Source organism: Caulobacter sp. S45 (assembly GCF_009765965.1).
Taxonomy (GTDB): domain Bacteria; phylum Pseudomonadota; class Alphaproteobacteria; order Caulobacterales; family Caulobacteraceae; genus CAHJWH01.
In genome coordinates, this window is record NZ_LMUL01000017.1 from 293,060 (window position 1) to 310,899 (window position 17,840).

General features: G+C 67.0%; 19 protein-coding genes and 1 pseudogene. 9 read left to right on the forward strand and 11 right to left on the reverse strand.

The genetic code is table 11. From position 1 onward, the window contains the following. A pseudogene (locus tag GSQ87_RS21165) lies at positions 1 to 293 on the reverse strand (hypothetical protein); the annotation flags it as partial. Between the two features lie 103 nt (positions 294 to 396). Between GSQ87_RS21165 and GSQ87_RS21170 the strand changes: the two are divergent. Then, the gene (locus GSQ87_RS21170) at positions 397 to 1,512 is read left to right on the forward strand and encodes a serine hydrolase domain-containing protein (protein ID WP_371416715.1); all 1,116 of its coding nucleotides are present in this window, start codon (positions 397 to 399) and stop codon (positions 1,510 to 1,512) included. A 60-nt stretch (positions 1,513 to 1,572) separates the two neighbouring features. Here GSQ87_RS21170 and GSQ87_RS21175 read toward each other — a convergent pair whose 3' ends face one another. Then, complete coding sequence (locus tag GSQ87_RS21175) at positions 1,573 to 2,559, reverse strand: aldo/keto reductase (protein ID WP_158918473.1); 987 nt, start codon at positions 2,557 to 2,559, stop codon at positions 1,573 to 1,575. Between the two features lie 162 nt (positions 2,560 to 2,721). On the opposite strand from GSQ87_RS21175, the gene GSQ87_RS21180 reads away from it, so the two are divergent. Further along, the gene (locus GSQ87_RS21180; RefSeq protein WP_158918475.1) at positions 2,722 to 3,303 is read left to right on the forward strand and encodes a TetR/AcrR family transcriptional regulator; all 582 of its coding nucleotides are present in this window, start codon (positions 2,722 to 2,724) and stop codon (positions 3,301 to 3,303) included. Between the two features lie 128 nt (positions 3,304 to 3,431). On the opposite strand, the gene GSQ87_RS21185 is transcribed toward GSQ87_RS21180, so the two are convergent. Together GSQ87_RS21185 and GSQ87_RS21190 are read right to left on the reverse strand one after the other, a co-directional pair. Then, positions 3,432 to 3,917: a glutathione peroxidase gene (locus GSQ87_RS21185; protein ID WP_158918477.1), complete on the reverse strand. Its 486-nt coding sequence runs from the start codon at positions 3,915 to 3,917 to the stop codon at positions 3,432 to 3,434. A gap of 79 nt (positions 3,918 to 3,996) precedes the next feature. Further along, complete coding sequence (locus tag GSQ87_RS21190; protein ID WP_158918479.1) at positions 3,997 to 5,025, reverse strand: aspartate-semialdehyde dehydrogenase; 1,029 nt, start codon at positions 5,023 to 5,025, stop codon at positions 3,997 to 3,999. Between the two features lie 154 nt (positions 5,026 to 5,179). On the opposite strand from GSQ87_RS21190, the gene GSQ87_RS21195 reads away from it, so the two are divergent. Further along, positions 5,180 to 5,770, forward strand: coding sequence for a hypothetical protein (locus GSQ87_RS21195; RefSeq protein ID WP_158918481.1), 591 nt, complete (start codon positions 5,180 to 5,182; stop codon positions 5,768 to 5,770). A 293-nt stretch (positions 5,771 to 6,063) separates the two neighbouring features. After that, positions 6,064 to 6,855 (forward strand): PhoH family protein, encoded by a 792-nt coding sequence (locus tag GSQ87_RS21200; protein ID WP_158918483.1) that lies wholly within the window; start codon positions 6,064 to 6,066, stop codon positions 6,853 to 6,855. Positions 6,856 to 7,005: 150 nt separating this feature from the next. Here the strand turns inward: GSQ87_RS21200 and purQ are convergent, their stop codons facing one another. From purQ to GSQ87_RS21225, 5 genes are all read right to left on the reverse strand, one after another. Then, positions 7,006 to 7,668 carry a phosphoribosylformylglycinamidine synthase subunit PurQ gene (gene purQ, locus GSQ87_RS21205; RefSeq protein WP_158918485.1) on the reverse strand — a complete coding sequence of 221 codons (663 nt, stop codon included), beginning with the start codon at positions 7,666 to 7,668 and terminating at the stop codon, positions 7,006 to 7,008. Next, positions 7,665 to 7,910, reverse strand: a complete 246-nt coding sequence (gene purS / locus GSQ87_RS21210; protein WP_158918487.1) for a phosphoribosylformylglycinamidine synthase subunit PurS — start codon at positions 7,908 to 7,910, stop codon at positions 7,665 to 7,667. Before purS ends, purQ begins: the two co-directional genes overlap by 4 nt. Next, entirely contained in the window at positions 7,910 to 8,668 is a 759-nt protein-coding gene (gene purC, locus GSQ87_RS21215; protein ID WP_158918489.1) for a phosphoribosylaminoimidazolesuccinocarboxamide synthase, read from the reverse strand. The genes purS and purC overlap by 1 nt, the downstream gene beginning before the upstream one ends. A 445-nt stretch (positions 8,669 to 9,113) precedes the next feature. Continuing rightward, positions 9,114 to 10,184 (reverse strand): recombinase RecA, encoded by a 1,071-nt coding sequence (gene recA / locus GSQ87_RS21220; RefSeq protein WP_158918491.1) that lies wholly within the window; start codon positions 10,182 to 10,184, stop codon positions 9,114 to 9,116. A gap of 132 nt (positions 10,185 to 10,316) precedes the next feature. Further along, positions 10,317 to 12,095: an ABC transporter ATP-binding protein gene (locus tag GSQ87_RS21225; protein WP_158918493.1), complete on the reverse strand. Its 1,779-nt coding sequence runs from the start codon at positions 12,093 to 12,095 to the stop codon at positions 10,317 to 10,319. 294 nt (positions 12,096 to 12,389) lie between these two features. Here GSQ87_RS21225 and GSQ87_RS21230 point away from each other — a divergent pair, with 294 nt between their 5' ends. Beyond that, on the forward strand, positions 12,390 to 13,196 hold the full coding sequence (locus GSQ87_RS21230) for an EAL domain-containing protein (protein WP_254063187.1): 807 nt from the start codon (positions 12,390 to 12,392) through the stop codon (positions 13,194 to 13,196). Here the strand turns inward: GSQ87_RS21230 and GSQ87_RS21235 are convergent. Beyond that, positions 13,193 to 13,801, reverse strand: a complete 609-nt coding sequence (locus GSQ87_RS21235; protein WP_158918495.1) for a nitroreductase — start codon at positions 13,799 to 13,801, stop codon at positions 13,193 to 13,195. The genes GSQ87_RS21230 and GSQ87_RS21235 overlap by 4 nt on opposite strands. A 92-nt stretch (positions 13,802 to 13,893) precedes the next feature. On the opposite strand from GSQ87_RS21235, the gene GSQ87_RS21240 reads away from it, so the two are divergent. From GSQ87_RS21240 to ygiD, 4 genes are all read left to right on the forward strand, one after another. Further along, a complete protein-coding gene (locus GSQ87_RS21240) occupies positions 13,894 to 14,502 on the forward strand; it encodes an NUDIX hydrolase (protein WP_158918497.1) in 609 nt (202 codons plus the stop codon). A gap of 21 nt (positions 14,503 to 14,523) precedes the next feature. Beyond that, positions 14,524 to 15,354 carry a serine O-acetyltransferase gene (gene cysE, locus GSQ87_RS21245; protein WP_158918499.1) on the forward strand — a complete coding sequence of 277 codons (831 nt, stop codon included), beginning with the start codon at positions 14,524 to 14,526 and terminating at the stop codon, positions 15,352 to 15,354. 101 nt (positions 15,355 to 15,455) lie between these two features. After that, the gene (locus GSQ87_RS21250) at positions 15,456 to 15,662 is read left to right on the forward strand and encodes a DUF3126 family protein (protein WP_158918501.1); all 207 of its coding nucleotides are present in this window, start codon (positions 15,456 to 15,458) and stop codon (positions 15,660 to 15,662) included. Between the two features lie 27 nt (positions 15,663 to 15,689). Further along, positions 15,690 to 16,466: a 4,5-DOPA dioxygenase extradiol gene (gene ygiD / locus GSQ87_RS21255; RefSeq protein ID WP_158918503.1), complete on the forward strand. Its 777-nt coding sequence runs from the start codon at positions 15,690 to 15,692 to the stop codon at positions 16,464 to 16,466. A gap of 35 nt (positions 16,467 to 16,501) precedes the next feature. On the opposite strand, the gene GSQ87_RS21260 is transcribed toward ygiD, so the two are convergent. After that, positions 16,502 to 17,788, reverse strand: coding sequence for an N-acetylmuramoyl-L-alanine amidase (locus GSQ87_RS21260; protein ID WP_158918505.1), 1,287 nt, complete (start codon positions 17,786 to 17,788; stop codon positions 16,502 to 16,504). Positions 17,789 to 17,840 lie beyond the last annotated feature (52 nt).

A 17,840-nucleotide genomic window follows, 5' to 3' on the forward strand; every position in this document is an offset into this window, starting at 1 on the left:
GGGCGCGCCGGCGCCTTACGCACGGGCTTGCCGTCGGCCGAGGAGACTGGGACCAGACGCCGCCAGGCGTCTTCCGGCGCGACCTGCGGCTTGCCGGGGCGCTCGTCCTCCACCCGGCCGGCATAGGCGTCCAGCGCCGCCTCACGCGTGGCGAAGGCCGGTCCAGTCGCTTCGGTGACGAAGCGCACGGTCCCGCCCAGCCGTTCGGCGTCGCTTTCGCGGGCCGCAAATCCGCGTGGGAGATGCAGGGCGGCTTCGGCCGTTTCGGCCACGGGATAGAGGATCGCCGTCATCGGTTTCGATTTTGCGGCCTGAGCCGCTCCCAGCCAAGAGCGCGTCCCCTCCGAAGGGTGGGATGCACAACGGCCCTGCGCCCGCTACAAGGCGGACATGCCGATGTCCATGACCGAATCCGCCCGCTTCGCGCCCGTGCGCCAAACCTTCGACGCCACCTTCGCCGCTGGCGAGGAGCTGGGCGCGCGCTTCACCCTGGTGCGGGACGGCGAGGTGGTGCTGGACATCTGGGCCGGCCACGCCGACCGCGAGCGCACCCGCCCGTTCGACGCCGACACCCTGACCCCGGTCTTCTCCACCACCAAGGCCATCGCCTCGGTGCTGATCGCGCGGCTGGTGGACCAGGGGAAGCTGGACTACGGCCAGACCGTCGCCAGTGTCTGGCCGGAGTTCGCCCAGGCCGGCAAGGGCGAGATCACCGTGGCCCAGGTCATGTCCCACCAGGATGGGCTTGCCGGTTTGCCCGAGCCGATGGACCCCGGCCTGTGGATGGACTGGGACGTGATCGTCGACAAGCTGGCCGCCATGGCCCCGCTGTGGCCGCCGGGAACGGCCTCGGGCTACCACCCCATCACCTTCGGCTTCACCGCGGGCGAGATCTTCCGCCGCGTGGACGGGCGCACCATGGGCCGGGCGCTGCGCGAGGACCTGGCCGAACCCTTCGGCCTGGACCTGTGGATCGGCCTGCCCGACAGCGAGTTCGGCCGTGTCGCCGAGCTGGAGCGTCCCCACCGTTTCGCTGATTTCGGCAAGATCACCGAGCCCAAGAAGCTGGCCTTCCTGACCAAGTGGGCCTCGCCCGGCGGTCGGGGCGCGCAGGCGTGGCGGCGCGCGGAGATTCCCTCGGCCAACGGTCATGTCACCGCCCTCGGCATGGCGCGGCTGATGAGCGCGCTGGCGTGTGGGGGCGAGCTGGACGGGCGCGCGGTGCTGAAACCGGAAACGGTCGAGGCCGCGTCGCGCGAACGGATTCGGGGCCACGACCTGGTGCTGCCGTTCGAGATCAGCTGGGGCGCCGGCTTCATGCGCAACGTCCCCAACATGATCTACGGGCCGGGCCAGGGCAGTTTCGGCCACTCCGGCTGGGGCGGCAGCTGCGCTTTCGCCGACCCCGAACGCCGCCTGTCGGGCGCCTACGTCATGAACAAGCAATCCCCCGACCTGATCGGCGACCCCCGCGCGGTGAGGCTGATCGAAGCGGCGTACGGGTGTTTGTAGGCCGAGCGAGGGGGCAGGCCCAGACCCGACGCCGCCCACTCCCAGGAACCCCCGCGCCGATCACCTCCCGGCGTCGCCCCTACGATATTCAATACTCACTTCGTCCAATTGCGCCTTCAAGGCGCTATCCAGGTCGTAATCCGCGGCGGCCAGCGTATCGCCGAGTTGTTCAACCCGGCTGGCGCCCAGGATAACCGATGTGATGGTCGGATTTGCAAGAACCCAGGCTACGGACAAAGTCGCCATCGCCGTTCCGTGTTGTTCCGCGATCTTCTGCACCTGAGCAACCGTCTCAAATTCCCGCTCGTGCCAGTATCTCGCCTGATACATTGCGCCGAACTGACCTAGCTCTGGCGAAAAGCGGCCCGTTTCAGGCGTATCGTTATGCTTGTATCGGCCGCTTAGGAGGCCCCCGGCGAGGGGATTGAACGGTATCACCGCAAGCCCGTCTTCCTGGGCCAACGGAAAGAGCTCACGTTCCACCTCACGAAACAGCAGGTTGTAACGTGGTTGAGCGGACACGAAGCGCGTCAGCCTGAGTGCGTCCTGCCGCCCCAGAACCCTTGCCAGGCGGTAGGCGAGCCAGTTCGACACTCCGATGTAACGCGCTCTGCCCGAGCGCACGATCATGTCCATCGCCTCCGCCACTTCGTCGATCGGCGTGGCGGGGTCGTCCATGTGCAGCTGATAGAGGTCGACGTAATCAGTGTTTAGGCGGTGCAGGGAGGCGTCGATGGCGTCCAGGAGGCGCTTTCGCGAGTTGCCGACGTCCCAGGCCGCGGGACCCATTTTGCCGCCGCCCTTGGTTGCGAGGATGAACTGCCCGCGCTTATCTTTGAGCCACCGGCCCGTAATGATTTCTGCGCCGCCGACCCTGGCGCCCGGTGGATAGATGTCCGCGGTGTCGACGAAGTTCACTCCGGCTTCAGCCGCCCTATCGAGGATTCGATGGGCTTCAGCCTCGTCCGTCTGCTTACCGAAGGTTCCGGTGCCCAGGCACAGGCGGGAGACTGTTAAGCCCGTTCGACCGAATGGCTTGAACTGCATGGGAACTCCTGCGTCGGAGGAACGGGCGGCTGCGCTCGCCAATCGGGCGCCGGAAGGGCGCTGTGGATTGTATAGCGGTCGATATATTACGGGAGCGGCGGGCGTCAATGACAATTTATAGGGATCGCTATATATAGGCGAGGAGGCTAGAGCGGAAAGCAGATGGCGCGTCCACGGGTGTTCGATGTCGACAAGGCCGTAGAGACGGCCACCGATCTTTTCTGGCGGAACGGCTATGAGGCGACGTCGCTGGCCGATCTGACCGCTGCGATGGGGATTACGCCGCCAAGTTTTTATTATGCATTCAGCAGCAAATACGGTCTCTTCAAGCGAGTGCTCGAACATTACACGACCACGCGGTTGAGCTACGCGGAAGATGCATTGAACCAGCCGACTGCGCGGGACGTGGCGGAACAGACGTTATTGCGGCTCGTCGATCTCTATACGGACCCCACCCGGCCGCCGGGCTGCTTGATCATGAATAACGCCTTGCCCTGCAACGAGAATTCTACGCCGTTACATCGGGAGCTTGCCGGCTCTCGAGCTGCGCGGCGCGCGAGACTGTGTGACCGCCTCATACGAGCCCAAACCGACGGCGATCTGCCCGCCGACTGTGACCCGGACGGACTTGCGGGACTCATCCTCGTCGTCGGATGGGGATTGGCCTTCGCCGCGCAGTCGGGCGCGACGCGCGACGACCTCCAGCGCACCGTGGCGACCGCCCTTAAGGCATGGCCGAGTTGATACCCTAGCTTGCGAAGGCGTAGATTCGCTGCCTGACGATGGCGCTTGACCTACGAAAGGCCGAGGTCAGCTCGGGTTGAAAGCAACTATGGGCGCCTAAGCAGAAAGTCGCCGGCGTTGCCGCCTTCTCAACCTCCCAGCAGCTTCTCGATCTCCGCTTCCATATCCTCGGGCTTCACGTTGGGGGCGAAGCGGCCCGCCACGTGGCCGTCGCGGCCGACCAGGAACTTGGTGAAGTTCCACTTGATGCCCTCGGTGCCGAGCAGGCCCGGCTTCTCCGCCTTCAGGAAGCCGTAGAGCGGATCGGCGTTCGCGCCGTTCACCTCGATCTTGGCGAACATCGGGAAGTCGACGGCGTAGGTGGTGGCGCAGAAGTTGGCGATCTCGGCCGCGTCGCCGGGCTCCTGGCCGCCGAACTGGTTGCAGGGGAAGCCCAGCACCCGCAGGCCCTTGTCCGCATACTTGCGGTGCAGCGCCTCCAGCCCCTCGTACTGCGGGGTGAATCCGCACTTGCTGGCCACGTTGACGATCAGCAGCACGTCGCCGCTGTAGTCCGAAAGCGGCTTGGGCTGGCCGTCCAGCGTCTTGGCGGAGAAGTCGTAGGCGGTGGTCATGGCGGGCTCTGTCCTACGCCGGCGGGTCCGGTCCGCCGCGAGGGTACGCGACGGACCGATTTCCTCAAGCCCGGTGTGTTCAGGCCGGCTCGCGCACCAGCAGGCCGCGCTGGTCGAGCAGCTGGGCGATCTGCACGGCGTTGAGCGCCGCGCCCTTGCGCAGGTTGTCCGATACGCACCAGAAGGCCAGGCCGTTCTCCACCGTGGGGTCGGTGCGCAGGCGGCTGATATAGACGGCGAACTCGCCCTGGCTTTCCTTGGGGGTCATGTAGCCCCCGTCCTCGCGCTTATCGACCACCATGACACCGGGCGACTCGCGCAGGATCTCGCGGGCGTCGTCCTCGTCCAGCGGGGTCTCGAACTCGACATTGACCGATTCCGAGTGGCCGACGAACACCGGCACGCGCACGCAGGTGGCGGTCAGCTTGATCGACGGGTCCATGATCTTCTTGGTCTCGGCCACCATCTTCCACTCTTCCTTGGTGGAGCCGTCCTCCATGAAGACGTCGATGTGGGGGATGACGTTGAAGGCGATCTGCTTGGTGAACTTGTGCGGTTCGGTCGGGCCGAGCACGAACACGTTCTTGGTCTGGTTCCACAGCTCGTCCATGCCGGCCTTGCCCGCGCCGGAGACCGACTGGTAGGTCGAGACCACCACCCGCTTGATCTTCGCCGCGTCGTGCAGCGGCTTCAACGCCACCACCAGCTGGGCGGTGGAGCAGTTGGGGTTGGCGATGATGTTCTTCTTGCGGAAGCCCTCGATGGCGTCGGGGTTCACCTCCGGCACGATCAGCGGCACGTCGGGGTGCATGCGCCAGGCCGAGGAGTTGTCGATCACCACCGCACCTGCCTGGCCGATCTTCTCCGACCAGGCCTTGGACACGTCCCCGCCCGCCGACATCAGCACGATGTCCACGGAGGAGAAGTCGAAGCCCTCGATGTCCTCGCACTTGATGCTGTGGTCGCCGAAGTCGACCGACAGGCCGAGCGAGCGGCGCGAAGCGACGGCGTGGAGCTTGTCCACGGGGAATTTCAGCTCGTCCAGAATGACCAGCATTTCGCGGCCCACATTGCCCGTGGCGCCAACGATTGCGACGCGATAACCCATCGCGCTCTCCTAACCTTATCGATCCCGGTGCGGGGAGGGGTCGAGGTACGCCCGGACGGCCAGCGACACAAGGTGGGCGCGCGATACGCTGGTGTCCTCGCCGCCGGTTTTTGGGCAAGCTCTCGGGCGAATCGAAACGAAGGGACAGGCCGCCATGGCCTCATCGTCTTCAAGCCCCGTGTCGCACCTCTGGTATGTCCAGGCCGGGGACGGCGTGTGGGGGCCCTATACCGAGGCGCGCATGGCCGCCTTCCTGGCCGAGGGGCGGATCGCGGCCGCGACTCCGGTATCGCCCTGGAGCGCGGGGCCGTTCATCTCGCTGGCCAACACGCCGGAGTTCGCCGTCCTGTCGAAGCCCCCCGGGGCGGCGGCGGTCCAGCCGTCTTTCCCGACGCCACGGCCGCCCGCGCCCACCGCCGCAGCGCCGCAACCCGCCTACGCCGCGCCGGATGTCGTCCCGATCGCCGGTGCGGCGCGGCCGCTGCTGGTGTGGGCCTTCCTGGCCGCCATCCCCCCGTCCACCTTCCAGGCGGCGTTGGCGTCTTTCGGGCCCTGCGTGGCGATCCGCACCGGCCTGTGGCTCGTGCGCGCGTCGATGGGGCCGGCGGCGCTGCGCAACGCCCTGTCGCGGCACATGCGGGGCGGCGACACGCTGCTGGTGGTCGAGGCGTCGCTGGAGCAGGCGGCGTGGTTCAACCTCGACCAGGTTTCGGAGCACGACCTGCGCCGCCTGTGGCTCGCCTGACCCCCTGCGACGACCGTGCATGACGGTTTGGTTTCCCGCCGCTTAACCGTTCGGAAATCGGCTGATAGGATTCTAGTCAGGCGATTCGGAATCGTTTCCTTGTCCAGCGAGTCGCCATCGTGAGGTCAGCGTGACGGCATCCATGCGTTGGGGGTCCGAAGGACCGCCACCTGCATTTTTGGAGAGCGGACCACCTTCCGCGCTCATCGCCGTTTCGCCCTCGTTTGCAAGGACGCCGCCTCTGGGCCGCGTCCTTTTTTCTTGTCTCATCCCCGCTCCCACGGAGGTTTACGATGACCAAGCGTGCAATGAAGCGTCTGGTGCGTGAAGGCGAGTTCGACGCGGGTCAGTTTGACCCCGTCCCCTACGATCGCAGAGCCGGGAACGATGAGAATAAGGTGCGGCGATTGCCCGTGGAACGGCGCTGGTCGCCGATGGGCGGCGATGAACCGCGCGACCAGGGCTATCTGAAGACCATCAAGGCGAAGTCGCCGGGCCAGACCCAGCTGATCGAGGCGGTGGACGAGCACAGCATGGTGCTGGCGCTCGGGCCGGCCGGCACCGGCAAGACCTATCTGGCCATCGCCAAGGCGGTCGAGGCGCTGGAGGCCGGCAAGGTCGGCCGCATCGTGCTGTCGCGCCCGGCGGTGGAGGCGGGCGAATCGCTCGGCTTCCTGCCCGGCGAGATGGAGGACAAGCTGGCCCCCTATCTGCGGCCGCTCTACGACGCCCTGTCCGACCGGCTGTCGATGAAGCGGGTCAAGAGCCTGATGGCCGAGGGCCTGATCGAGATCGCGCCCATCGGCTTCATGCGCGGCCGGACCCTGAACAACGCCTTCGTAGTGATCGACGAGGCGCAGAACTGCACCTATGGCCAGCTCAAGATGCTGCTGACGCGGCTGGGCTGGAACTCGACCATGGTGGTCACCGGCGACCCGGCCCAGTCGGACCTGCTTCCGGGCATCTCGGGTCTGGCCGATGTGGCCGACCGGCTCGACAAGCTGAGCCAGGTGGCGGTGGTGCGGCTGATGGACGTGGATATCGTCCGCCACCCGCTGGTCGCCAGCATGCTGGGCGTGCTGTAGGTCGGGTTGCTCCAGCAGGAGCGCGTGCTTCGAGACGCGCTTCTGCGAAGCGCTCCTCAGCATGACGAACATGGGTGCGGTCCACTTCCATTCGTCATCCTGAGGAGCCCCGCAGGGGCGTCTCGAAGGACGCAGAACCGAACCCCGGTCCTAGACGCTCGCCGCCACGCTCTGGAACACCAGCGCCCCGTCGGCGGAGCCCAGTTCGGTTTGGAAGGCGCGGTCGGGGTGGGGCATCAGGCCTAGGACGTTGCCCTTGGCGTTGACGATCCCGGCGATGTCGCGGGCCGAACCGTTGGGGTTTTCCTGATAGCGGAACACCACCTGGCCTTCGCCCTCCAGGCGGTCGAGGGTGGCCTCGTCGGCGAAGAAGTTGCCCTCGCCGTTGCCGATGGTCATCACCGCGTCGCGCCGGTCGCCATAGGCGGCGGTGAAGCGGGTCTGGCCGTTGGTGATCTCCAGCGCGATCGGCTTGCACACATACTTCAGCGCGGCGTTGCGCAGCAGGGCGCCGGGCAGCATCCCCGCTTCGCATAGCACCTGGAAGCCGTTGCAGATTCCCACCACGGCCACCCCGCGCTCGGCGGCGGCGGCCACTTCGCGCATCACCGGCGACTGGGCGGCCATGGCCCCGCAGCGCAGGTAGTCGCCGTAGGAGAAGCCGCCCGGCAGCACGATCAGGTCCAACCCCTCGGGCAGGGCGGTCTCGGCGTGCCAGACCATTTCGGCCTTGGAGCCGGTCGAGCGCTCGATGGCGACAGCGCAGTCGCGATCGCAATTGGCCCCGGGGAAGACGACGACGGCGGACTTCACGCGGGCTCCAGGCTGACGCGATACCCTTCGATCACCATGTTGGCGAGCAGGCGTTCGCACATGGCGCGCACGCGATCCTCGGCCCGGTCGGGATGCTCGTCGCCCAGCTCGAAGGCGATGGTCTTGCCCACCCGCACCTCGGCCACGTCGTCGAAACCCAGGCCGTGCAGGGCGCCTTCGATGGCCTTGCCCTGGACGTCCAGCACGCCGGGCTTCAGGAATACCTCGACCTTCGCCCGCATCAGCCCACGCCTCCTTCGATCACCCGCGGCATCTCCTTCATGATCCCGAGCCGGCGGGCCACCTCGGTGTAGCTCTCGATCACGTTGCCGAGGTCGCGGCGGAAGCGATCCTTGTCGAGCTTCTCGTTGGTGGTGCTGTCCCACAGCCGGCAGCTGTCGGGGCTGATCTCGTCGGCCAGCAGCACGCGGGAGAAGTCGTTCTCCCACACCCGGCCGTACTCGATCTTGAAGTCCACCAGCGTGATGCCGACCGCGCCGAACATGCCGGTCAGGAAGTCGTTCACCCGCAGGGTCATCGCCAGGATGTCGTCGATCTCCTGGGTGGAGGCCCAGTTGAACGCGGTGATGTGCTCTTCGGTGACCAGGGGGTCCTGGAGCGCGTCGTTCTTGTAATAGAACTCGATGATCGAGCGCGGCAGGGCCTGGCCTTCGGGCAGGCCGAGGCGGGTGGACATCGAGCCCGCCGCGATGTTGCGGCAGACCACCTCCAGCGGAATGATCTCCACCTCCTTGATCAGCTGCTCGCGCAGGTTCAGGCGGCGGATGAAGTGGTTCTGGACGCCGATCGTGTTCAGCCGCGTCATCACGTATTCGGAGATGCGGTTGTTGATCACGCCCTTGCCTTCGAGCACGGCCTTCTTCTGGGCGTTGAAGGCGGTGGCGTCGTCCTTGAAATACTGGATCAGGGTGCCAGGCTCGGGACCCTCGTAGAGGATCTTGGCCTTGCCTTCGTAGATTTTCTTGCGACGGGTGGTCATGAGTTCGTTTCCAGGGCGGCGGGCGGGACCGAACGCACGGCAGGCCGCGCGCCGCAGGCCCCGGCGACGGCTTTCAGCCCCATATAGAACCTTGATGCACTTATAGGAATGCGATTCGCCGCAGTCGCGAGGCGAACTCTTGCGCCTGTGTCGTCCGGGCGCATGGGAGGGGGGATTTCGGAGGGTGTTAAAGCGTGAGGCGGCTTCCCCATCCTTACCCGCAGACCGAGATTTCCCGCGCCGATCTCCCACACCGCGCTCGTCTTCCCCCGACTGGATCGGGGAATCCATCGAACTGCTCTGTCAGCCCGTGAGGCGGTGGAAGTGTCGAGCCATGGCTCCCCCGATCCGGTCGGGGGAAGACGGAGGTGGGGGTGAAGGGAGAGAACTGAAAAGCTGACCGCTCCCTGTGAAGGGCCTTCTCCCTCACCCATCCACCCGACGATCAGTCCTCGTCATCCTCCGGCTCGGAGGCCACCAGCAGTTCGTCGGCGATCGGGCCGGCGTTCTTGCGCACGGCGGCTTCGATCCGGTCGGCGATCTCGGGATTCTTCTTCAGGAACTCGCGCACGTTCTCGCGGCCCTGGCCGATCCGCTGGCTGTCGTAGGAGAACCAGGAGCCGGACTTCTCGACGATGCCGCCCTTGACGCCGAGGTCGATGATCTCGCCGATCTTGGAGACGCCCTCGCCGTACATGATATCGAACTCGACCTCGCGGAACGGGGGCGCGACCTTGTTCTTCACCACCTTGACCCGGACATTGTTGCCGACCACCTCGTCGCGCAGCTTGATCGAGCCGGTGCGGCGGATGTCCAGGCGCACCGTGGCGTAGAACTTCAGCGCATTGCCGCCAGTGGTGGTCTCCGGGCTACCGTACATCACCCCGATCTTCATGCGGATCTGGTTGATGAAGATCACCATGCACTTGGACTTGGAGATCGAGGCGGTGAGCTTGCGCAGGGCCTGGCTCATCAGGCGGGCCTGCAGGCCGGGCAGGGAATCGCCCATCTCGCCCTCGATCTCGGCCTTGGGCGTCAGCGCCGCCACCGAGTCGATCACGATGACGTCCACCGCGCCGGAGCGCACCAGGGTGTCGGTGATCTCCAGGGCCTGTTCGCCGGTGTCGGGCTGGGAGACCAGCAGGTCGTCCAGGTTCACCCCCAGCTTGGCGGCGTAGCTGGGATCGAGCGCGTGCTCGGCGTCGACGAAGGCGGCCACGCCGCCCATCTTCTGCGCCTCGGCCACCACGTGCAGGGCCAGCGTGGTCTTGCCCGAGCTTTCCGGCCCAAAGATTTCGATCACCCGGCCGCGCGGCAGGCCGCCCACGCCCAGCGCCACGTCCAGCCCCAGCGAACCGGTGGAAATGGTCTCGATGTCCAGCTTGGAGCCCTTGGACCCCAGCTTCATCACCGAGCCTTTGCCGAACGCGCGATCGATCTGCGCAATGGCAGCCTCGAGCGCCCGCTGCTTATCGCCTTCGCCTTGTCCCACGAGTCGCAACACCGATTGGTTCATTGAAGGAGCCTTCCTGCCACGATTCTTGGCCGGCCGTCGGTTTTAACCCCCGCGACCCAGACTCAAATGTACATGTTTTGTTCCGGCATGCAAACGCTGTTCTCGCCGAAGCGGGAACAGCGGATGCGGTGCTTAGCCCGCCACCTTGAGCGGAGGCCAACGCAGGGGCTGGACCACCTCGCCGCCGGTCTGCATCCGCCACAGGCGGCTGAACGAGCCCCCGGCATGGCGCAGATCGTCCAGCGAACCGTCTTCCTGGATCTCGCCGTGCTCCAGCACCACGATGCGGTCCATGTCCACCAGGGTCGACAGGCGGTGGGCGATGGCCAGCACGGTGCGGCCGCGCATCAGCCGCTTCAGGGCCCGCTGGATGGAGGCTTCCGACTCCATGTCCAGGGCGGATGTGGCTTCGTCCAGGATCAGGATCGGCGCGTCCTTCAGGAAGGCGCGGGCGATGCCGATGCGCTGGCGCTGGCCCCCGGAGAGCTTGGCCCCGCGGTCGCCGACGATGGTGTCGTAACCCTCGTCCAATTCTTGGATGAAGTCATGGCAGAAGGCGGCGCGCGCCGCGTCGAACACCTCTTCGTCGCTGGCGTCGGGGCGGCCGAAGCGGATGTTCTCCAGCACCGAGCGGTGGAACAGGTTCACGTCCTGGGGCACCACGGCCATCTTGGCGCGCAGCGAGTCCTGGCGCAGGTGGGTGACGGGCTCGCCGTCGACCAGGATGCGGCCGACCTGCACGTCGTGCATCCGCTGCACCAGGTGGACCAGGGTCGACTTGCCGGCGCCGGAAGTGCCGGCGAAGCCCACGCGCTGGCCGGCCTGGATCTCCAGGTTGACGTTGCGCAGCACCGGGCGTTCGCAGTTATAGCCGAAGGTCACGTTCTCCAGCTTGATCGAGCCGCCGCGGGGCAGCGCCGGACGGGCGGCCTGAGGGTCGAGCACGGTGTGCGGCTGGCCGACCAGTTTCAGGGTCTCGCCGATGAAGCCGTATTCCTGGCCCATCTCGATCAGCGACAGGGCGAAGTCGCGCGAGCCGTGCAGCAGACGGAAGGTCAGGGTGGAAACCAGCACCACGTCGCCGGGGGTGATCTTGCCGGTGCTCCACAGGTGGGCGGACCAGACCAGGGTGGCGCCGGCCATCAGCACCAGGCCGATGTCGTTCACCACGCGGATCTTCTCGTTGTAGAGCCAGCTGGTCAGGTGGGCGCGCGCCTCCTTGGAGAAGGCGTTGGCCAGGCGGGTCTTCTCACGCTCGCGGGCCGAGAAGGTTTTCACCGCCCAGATGTTGTTGATCACGTCCATCAGCTCGCCGCCGGATGCGCCCGACTGCTCGGCATAGGCCTGGTGATGCGCCTGGCCGCGCATGCCGCACACGATCAGTATGGCGGTGATGGCGCTGACGAAGCCGGCCAAGGCGATGGTCATCGGCCCGTCGACGCTGGCGAACAGGATCACCGCGCCGATGAAGTTCACGCACGGCGGTGCGATATTCCACACCAGCCGGCTGACGATGGTGGAGAAGGCGTTGGCGGTCGACGTCAGGCGATGGCCCAGCGAGCCGGACAGGTTCTCGTGAAAGAACTTCATCGAGTGGCCGGCCATGTGGCCGAACAGGTCCACTCGGATATCCTCGCCCACCCGGATGGTGGTGCGCGAGCCCAGCCAGCCGCTCAGCCGCCAGAACACCGCTTCCAGGAAGATCAGGCTGATGAAGATGGCCAGCGCTACGTTCACGCCCATGTGGTCGCCATGGCGCTTGGTCGCCGCCATGGCGTCGATCATCAGCTTCATGCCGTATTGGACACCGACGCCGCAGCCGGCCGCGAACAGCACTAGAACCACCAGCCCTGCGAAGTGATAGGGCCGCGTGCGGACGTAGTGCCCCATGAAGGCGAGGGCGTTGCGCATCCACTTCGGCTGAGCCGAGGTGCGCGAAGAAGTGTTCGGGAAGAGGGAAATAGCTGACTCTTCGGCGAGGCGTTCTGACAACAAGCTGCGACCTCCAGGTGACGCATGCAGAACGATGAATCTAGGGACCCCGATCCCCTCGAAAGCTTATCGCTACCTTAAATCGAATCCAGGTTGGGCCTCGGGGAGTCATCCGATGGGGCGAATAGCCGCTGAAAGGACGGAAATTCCGCGAATCGGCCCTAAGTCGGCCGTGTTCGCCGTGTCAGCATTTGTTTAGATCGGAGCGTTACGGTGGAACGTGTGCTGAGTCGGGAGAACGAGATGGCGCAGGCCGGCTGCAAAGAGCTGTGTGCGCCAAGCGCCTTCGACGCTCCCTTCGCTATGGCCTTCCAGCCGATCGTCGACGCCAGAGGCGGCTGGGTTCACGCCTATGAAGCCTTGGTGCGGGGACCGGAAGGCCAGGGTGCGTCGAGCGTGCTCCAACGGGTGAACGCGGCCAACAGCCACGCTTTCGACCAGGCCAGCCGGATCAAAGCCATCGAGACGGCGGCCAGGCTCGGCCTTGCCGCCGGCCAGGCGCTGCTATCGATCAACTTCATGCCCAATGCGGTCCAGGACCCCAAGACCTGCACCCGCGCCACCGTGTCTGCGGCGCAGCGGGCAGGTCTTCCTCTGGATCGGCTGATCTTCGAATTCACCGAGGGCGAGCCGGTCGAATACGGCCATCTGAGCGGCATCCTCGCCACCTACAAGGCGCTTGGTCTGAAGACGGCCATCGACGATTTCGGGGCCGGCTATTCGGGTTTGAGCCTGCTGGCCAAGTTCCAGCCCGATCTGGTCAAGCTCGACATGGAGCTGATCCGCGACATCGACAGCCACCGCGTGAAACAGGTCCTGGTCTCGGCCATGGTCAAGGCCTGCGTCGAGATCGGGGTCGAGGTGGTGGCGGAGGGCATAGAGACCCATGCCGAGTCCGCGACGCTGCGCGACATGGGCGTGGACCTTCAGCAAGGTTTCCTGTTCGCCCGCCCCGGTTTCGAGAGCCTGCCCGAGCCGACCTGGCCGAAGCGACAGGCCTCCAAGGCCATCGCCGCCTAGAGGTTGGACACCAGGGCCGACAGGTCCGGCCGCTGGCGTTCCAGCGGCGCCTCGGCCGGTGTCCCGAGATGGATGAAACCGGCCACCTTCTCGCCCGCCGCCAATCCCAGAACTCGAATGGCGGCCGCGTCGTAGCTGTACCAGTCGGTGATCCAGTTGGCGCCGAAACCCATGGCCTCGGCCGCGATCAGCAGGGTGGTGCAGACCGCGCCGGCCGACAGCTCCTGTTCCCACACCGGCTTGCCGCCCTCGCGTGGGGCCGAGACCACCATCACGCTCAGCGGTGGTTCCGACAGCTTGATCAGCGCCGCCTGCGCCTTGCCGGGGCTGGGCTGGGCGCTGGCCAGCGCGCGCAGGCGCTCCACCAGGGCGGCCTTGGCGTCGCCCCGCATGATCACGAAGCGCCAGGGCGCCATCTTGCCGTGGTCCGGGACCCGGACGCCCAGCCGCAGCAGGTCGGCGAGCTGGGCCGCGTCGGGACCGGGCGCGCGCAGGGTCTGCGCCGAGCTGGAGCGGCGTCCCGCCAGCAGGGCCAGCGCTTCATCCGAGGCGTGGATAGGGCAGGGCGCGCCGAACTCTGGGGCTGCAGGGACGGGGAGGGTCATGAAGGAACGGGTTCGCTGGAAGGGGAAAGGATTTCGTATCGCCATCGGCTATAGCGACGTCCGCTGCGAGGCGGCCGGTCGGAGGTAGGTCCATGCATGATGATCCGCAATGGCTGGGCGCCCACGACGAGCCCTGGCGCGTGGAGTCCGGCGAGACGCTGCACGACAACCCGTGGTTCGGCGTCGACGCCTTCCAGGCCGTGTCGCCCACCGGCGCGCCGGCGGCCTACTATTCCCTGCGCTACAAGAACGCCGCCACCGGCGTGGTCCCGGTGCACGAGGACGGCACGCTGACCCTGGTCGGCCAGTGGCGCTTCCCGTTCCGGAAATACAGCTGGGAGCTGCCGGAGGGCGGCGCGCCCCACGGCGAGGACCCCAAGGTCGGGGCGATGCGAGAACTGCGGGAAGAAGCCGGCCTGGTCGCCGCCGACTGCCGGCTGATCCTGACCATGCAACTGTCCAACGCCTCCAGCGACGAGCGCGCCTACCTCTACCTGGCGACGGGGTTGAGCATGGTGGAGACCGAGCACGACGCCACCGAGGCGATCACGATCACGCGGGTTCCATTCCGCGAGGCGCTGGCCGCGGCGACCCGTGGTAGGATCGAGGACTCGCTGACAGTGGCGAGCCTGCTGCGCGTGCACCATATGGCGCATGAGGGGGAGCTGGACGCGGAGCTGACCCGTGTCCTGCTACGCTGAAAGCGTTTCGGAGAATTGTTCATGTCGCAGCGCCTTGAAGTCGTGACGTCCGAAACGCCCCCGCCGGTATGGGCGGCGCTCCGCAACGAGGCGGCCCACGCGGCCTCAACAGAGCCCAGCCTGGCCTCGATGATGCACGCGGTGATCCTGTCCCACGACGACCTGGAGCACGCGCTGTCCTACCAGCTCGCCCGCAAGCTGGGCGATCACGAGATGCGCGCCATGAGCATGCGCGAGACTTGCGAGGAAGCCTTCGCCTCCGATCCCAGCCTGATCGCCACCGTCCACGCGGATTTGCGCGTGGTGTTCGAGCGCGATCCCGCCTGCAAGGGCTATCTCCAGCCCTTCCTGTTCTTCAAGGGGTTCCAGGCGCTCCAGACCTACCGGGTGGCCCACTGGCTGTGGAACCAGGGGCGCGAGACCCTGGCCTTCCAGCTGCAGAGCCGGATGTCGGAGCTGTTCCAGCTCGACATCCACCCGGCCGCCCGCATCGGCTCGGCCATCTTCATCGACCACGGCACCGACATCGTTATCGGCGAGACGGCGGTTGTGGGCGACGAGGTCTCGCTGCTGCACGGCGTCACGCTCGGCGGCACCGGCGCCCAGCGCGGCGACCGCCATCCCAAGCTCGGCCGGGGCGTGCTGGTCGGCGCGGGAGCCAAGATCCTCGGCAACATCCAGATCGGCGACTACGCCAAGATCGCGTCGGGGTCGGTGGTGCTGAAGCCGGTGCCGCCGCACTGTACCGCCGCCGGGGTGCCGGCGCGTCTGGTCAACTGCCCGACCTGCCCCGAGCCCGCCCGCTCGATGGACCACACCCTGGCCGACGTGGTCTACGACTACGTTATCTGACGTTCCCGTCGCTCAAGCCGCCTGCACACGCCGCGTCGGGGTTCCCTCGCCGGGCGTTCGGCCTTAGTACCCGGCCTCAAGACCACTAGGAGCCTCAAGCCGTGAACGACCGGGACATCAAGCGCATCGAGGCGCACCTGAAGACCACCTTCGCCAACACCACCATCGGCCTGCGTCCGCGCCCCAAGCAGAAGGACAGCTGCGAGGTCTATGTCGGCGAGGAATTCGTCGGCGTGGTCTACCAGGACGAGGACGAGGACGGCTCCTTCCTGTTCGAGATGGCCATCCTGTCGGAAGACCTCGCCTAGGATCGGTACAGGGCCGTGGCCTCGCCCATGCCGGCAGCGTTCATCGGCCACGGCTCGCCGATGAACGCCATCGAGGACACGGCCTATTCCCGCGCCTGGACCGAACTTGGCCAGCGCCTGCCCAGGCCGAAGGCCATCCTGGCGGTCTCCGCCCATTGGGTGACCCAGGGTCCCGCGGTCACCGCCCAGGACCATCCGCCGACCATCCACGACTTCGGCCGCTTTCCCCAGGCCTTGTTCGACGTGCAGTATCCCGCTCCGGGGTCCGAGGCGCTGACGGCGCGGGTGGCGGCTTTGCTCGCACCTGTGCAAGTGAAGCCGGCCCAGGACTGGGGCCTGGATCACGGCGTCTGGTCGGTGCTAACGCACATGTATCCCCAGGCCGATATCCCGGTGGTGCAACTGAGTCTGGACGCCGGGCTGGACGGGCGAGGGCATTACGATCTGGCCCGCGCGCTTCGGCCCCTGCGCGACGAGGGCGTGCTGATCCTGGCCAGCGGCAACGTCGTCCACAACTTAGCCGCCGCTGACTTCCAGGGCGCCGCCCCACCACACCGCTGGGCGGAGCGGTTCGAAGCCGCAGCCCTGGCGGCGATCCGCGTGCGCGACCACGCCAGCCTGATGCAGCCGGCCACGCTGGATGGGCCGCAAAGCGCTGCGTTGGCGATCCAGGGGCCCGAGCACTACCTGCCGCTGCTCTACGCCCTGGCCCAGCAGGACGAGGACGAGCCGGCGGAGATTCTGCTCGACGGCGTGGTCATGGCCGCGATGAGCATGGCGTCGGTTGTGCTGGGGCAGGCTTAGTTTTCATCCTCCCCCGCTGCGCAGGGGAGGAGAAGTTACCGGCTCGCCAGCTTGATGTCGGTGGCGAAGTAGGCGTCGATGGCGCGGGCGACGCCGTCCATCAGCCGCCGCCGTTGTCCGGCGTTGGCCAAGCGCTTCTCGTCGTCCGAATTGGTGATGAAGCCCATCTCCATCAGCACCGCCGGCACGTCGGGCGCCAGCAGCACCATGAAGCCGGCGTCGCGATGGCTGCGGCGCAGCAGGGGCGTCACGTCGGAGATGCGCGACAGTAGGGTCTCGGCGAACTCCGACGAGCGGTTGCGGGTCTCGCGCTGGGTCAGGTCGAGCAGGATGCGGTTCACCTGCTGGTCGGGACCCGGCAGGGTCATGTTGATCCAGTTGGCCTTCTCGAACACCTGCTTGGCCGCGCGCGTGGTGCCCTGTTCGGACAGGGTGTAGACCGTCGCGCCCTTCAAGCCGGGCTCGGTGCCGGAATCCGCGTGCAGCGAGATGAACAGGTCGGCGTTGGCCCGGCGCGCGATCCGGACCCGCTCCTCCAACGGCACATAGACGTCGGCGGTGCGGGTCATCACCACCTTGTAGTGGCCCGAGCGCTCCAGCCGGGCCTTGAGCGCCTCGGCGGCCAGCAGGGTCAGGGTCTTCTCGTGCACGTTCTGTCCGGCGGCGCCGGGATCGTGGCCGCCGTGGCCCGCGTCGATCACCACCACCCGCCTGGACGGGATCAGGGGTGCGACCGGCGCCTCGATCCGCGCCATGTGGACGAGCTTGCGGGCCTGGGGCCCGGGCTGGGTGGCGCGCAGTTCCTGCGAGGGCGTGGCGGCGGCGATCTGGACCGCCGGGCGGCCCGGAGCCTGGGGCGCGGCCTGTTCCGCCGGCTGGTCGGAGACGTCGATGACGTAGCGGTAGACGTTCAGCCCGTCGCCCGGCGGCAGCAGGAAGCGCCGGCGTACGATGGCGGGCCGCGTCAGTTCGAGATGGACCTGGGCCGCGCCGGCGGCCTCCTCGACCCGCCAGCTCTTCACCAGGCCGGCGCCGTCGCCCTGCATGTCGCCGGGGACGTCGACATGGGCGAGCGCGATCGCCACCTTGTCGCCCATGGTGGGCGGGGTGATCAGGGCGCCGCGGGTGGCGCGATCCAGTTCGATCACGATGCGGGTCTGGTGGGAATCGCCGCCCAGGCGCACTTTCAGCACGCCGACGCTGGGTTGACTGTGGGAAGCGGCGGCCGCAACGGCTGCGACGGAAACGGCGCACACGGCGGCCACGATCCGACGGTGTCGGACCCCTGTGGCGCGCAATCGTGTGATCAGTCCCGTGCGCATCGCCGCTCCGCCGACCTTGAATATGCCTTATCGGCTCGATCGGTAGACAAAG

What these genes read in the sequence shown, in the direction of transcription:
- recA (WP_158918491.1), bottom strand. Translation starts at nt 10,184, where the DNA reads ATGAACCAATCGGTGTTGCGACTCGTGGGACAAGGCGAAGGCGATAAG.
- purS (WP_158918487.1), bottom strand. Translation starts at nt 7,910, where the DNA reads ATGCGGGCGAAGGTCGAGGTATTCCTGAAGCCCGGCGTGCTGGACGTC.
- GSQ87_RS21235 (WP_158918495.1), bottom strand. Translation starts at nt 13,801, where the DNA reads ATGACCCTCCCCGTCCCTGCAGCCCCAGAGTTCGGCGCGCCCTGCCCT.
- GSQ87_RS21195 (WP_158918481.1), top strand. Translation starts at nt 5,180, where the DNA reads ATGGCCTCATCGTCTTCAAGCCCCGTGTCGCACCTCTGGTATGTCCAG.
- GSQ87_RS21180 (WP_158918475.1), top strand. Translation starts at nt 2,722, where the DNA reads ATGGCGCGTCCACGGGTGTTCGATGTCGACAAGGCCGTAGAGACGGCC.
- cysE (WP_158918499.1), top strand. Translation starts at nt 14,524, where the DNA reads ATGTCGCAGCGCCTTGAAGTCGTGACGTCCGAAACGCCCCCGCCGGTA.
- GSQ87_RS21225 (WP_158918493.1), bottom strand. Translation starts at nt 12,095, where the DNA reads ATGCGCAACGCCCTCGCCTTCATGGGGCACTACGTCCGCACGCGGCCC.
- GSQ87_RS21260 (WP_158918505.1), bottom strand. Translation starts at nt 17,788, where the DNA reads ATGCGCACGGGACTGATCACACGATTGCGCGCCACAGGGGTCCGACAC.
- GSQ87_RS21190 (WP_158918479.1), bottom strand. Translation starts at nt 5,025, where the DNA reads ATGGGTTATCGCGTCGCAATCGTTGGCGCCACGGGCAATGTGGGCCGC.
- GSQ87_RS21240 (WP_158918497.1), top strand. Translation starts at nt 13,894, where the DNA reads ATGCATGATGATCCGCAATGGCTGGGCGCCCACGACGAGCCCTGGCGC.
- GSQ87_RS21185 (WP_158918477.1), bottom strand. Translation starts at nt 3,917, where the DNA reads ATGACCACCGCCTACGACTTCTCCGCCAAGACGCTGGACGGCCAGCCC.
- ygiD (WP_158918503.1), top strand. Translation starts at nt 15,690, where the DNA reads ATGCCGGCAGCGTTCATCGGCCACGGCTCGCCGATGAACGCCATCGAG.
- purC (WP_158918489.1), bottom strand. Translation starts at nt 8,668, where the DNA reads ATGACCACCCGTCGCAAGAAAATCTACGAAGGCAAGGCCAAGATCCTC.
- GSQ87_RS21200 (WP_158918483.1), top strand. Translation starts at nt 6,064, where the DNA reads ATGACCAAGCGTGCAATGAAGCGTCTGGTGCGTGAAGGCGAGTTCGAC.
- GSQ87_RS21175 (WP_158918473.1), bottom strand. Translation starts at nt 2,559, where the DNA reads ATGCAGTTCAAGCCATTCGGTCGAACGGGCTTAACAGTCTCCCGCCTG.
- GSQ87_RS21170 (WP_371416715.1), top strand. Translation starts at nt 397, where the DNA reads ATGTCCATGACCGAATCCGCCCGCTTCGCGCCCGTGCGCCAAACCTTC.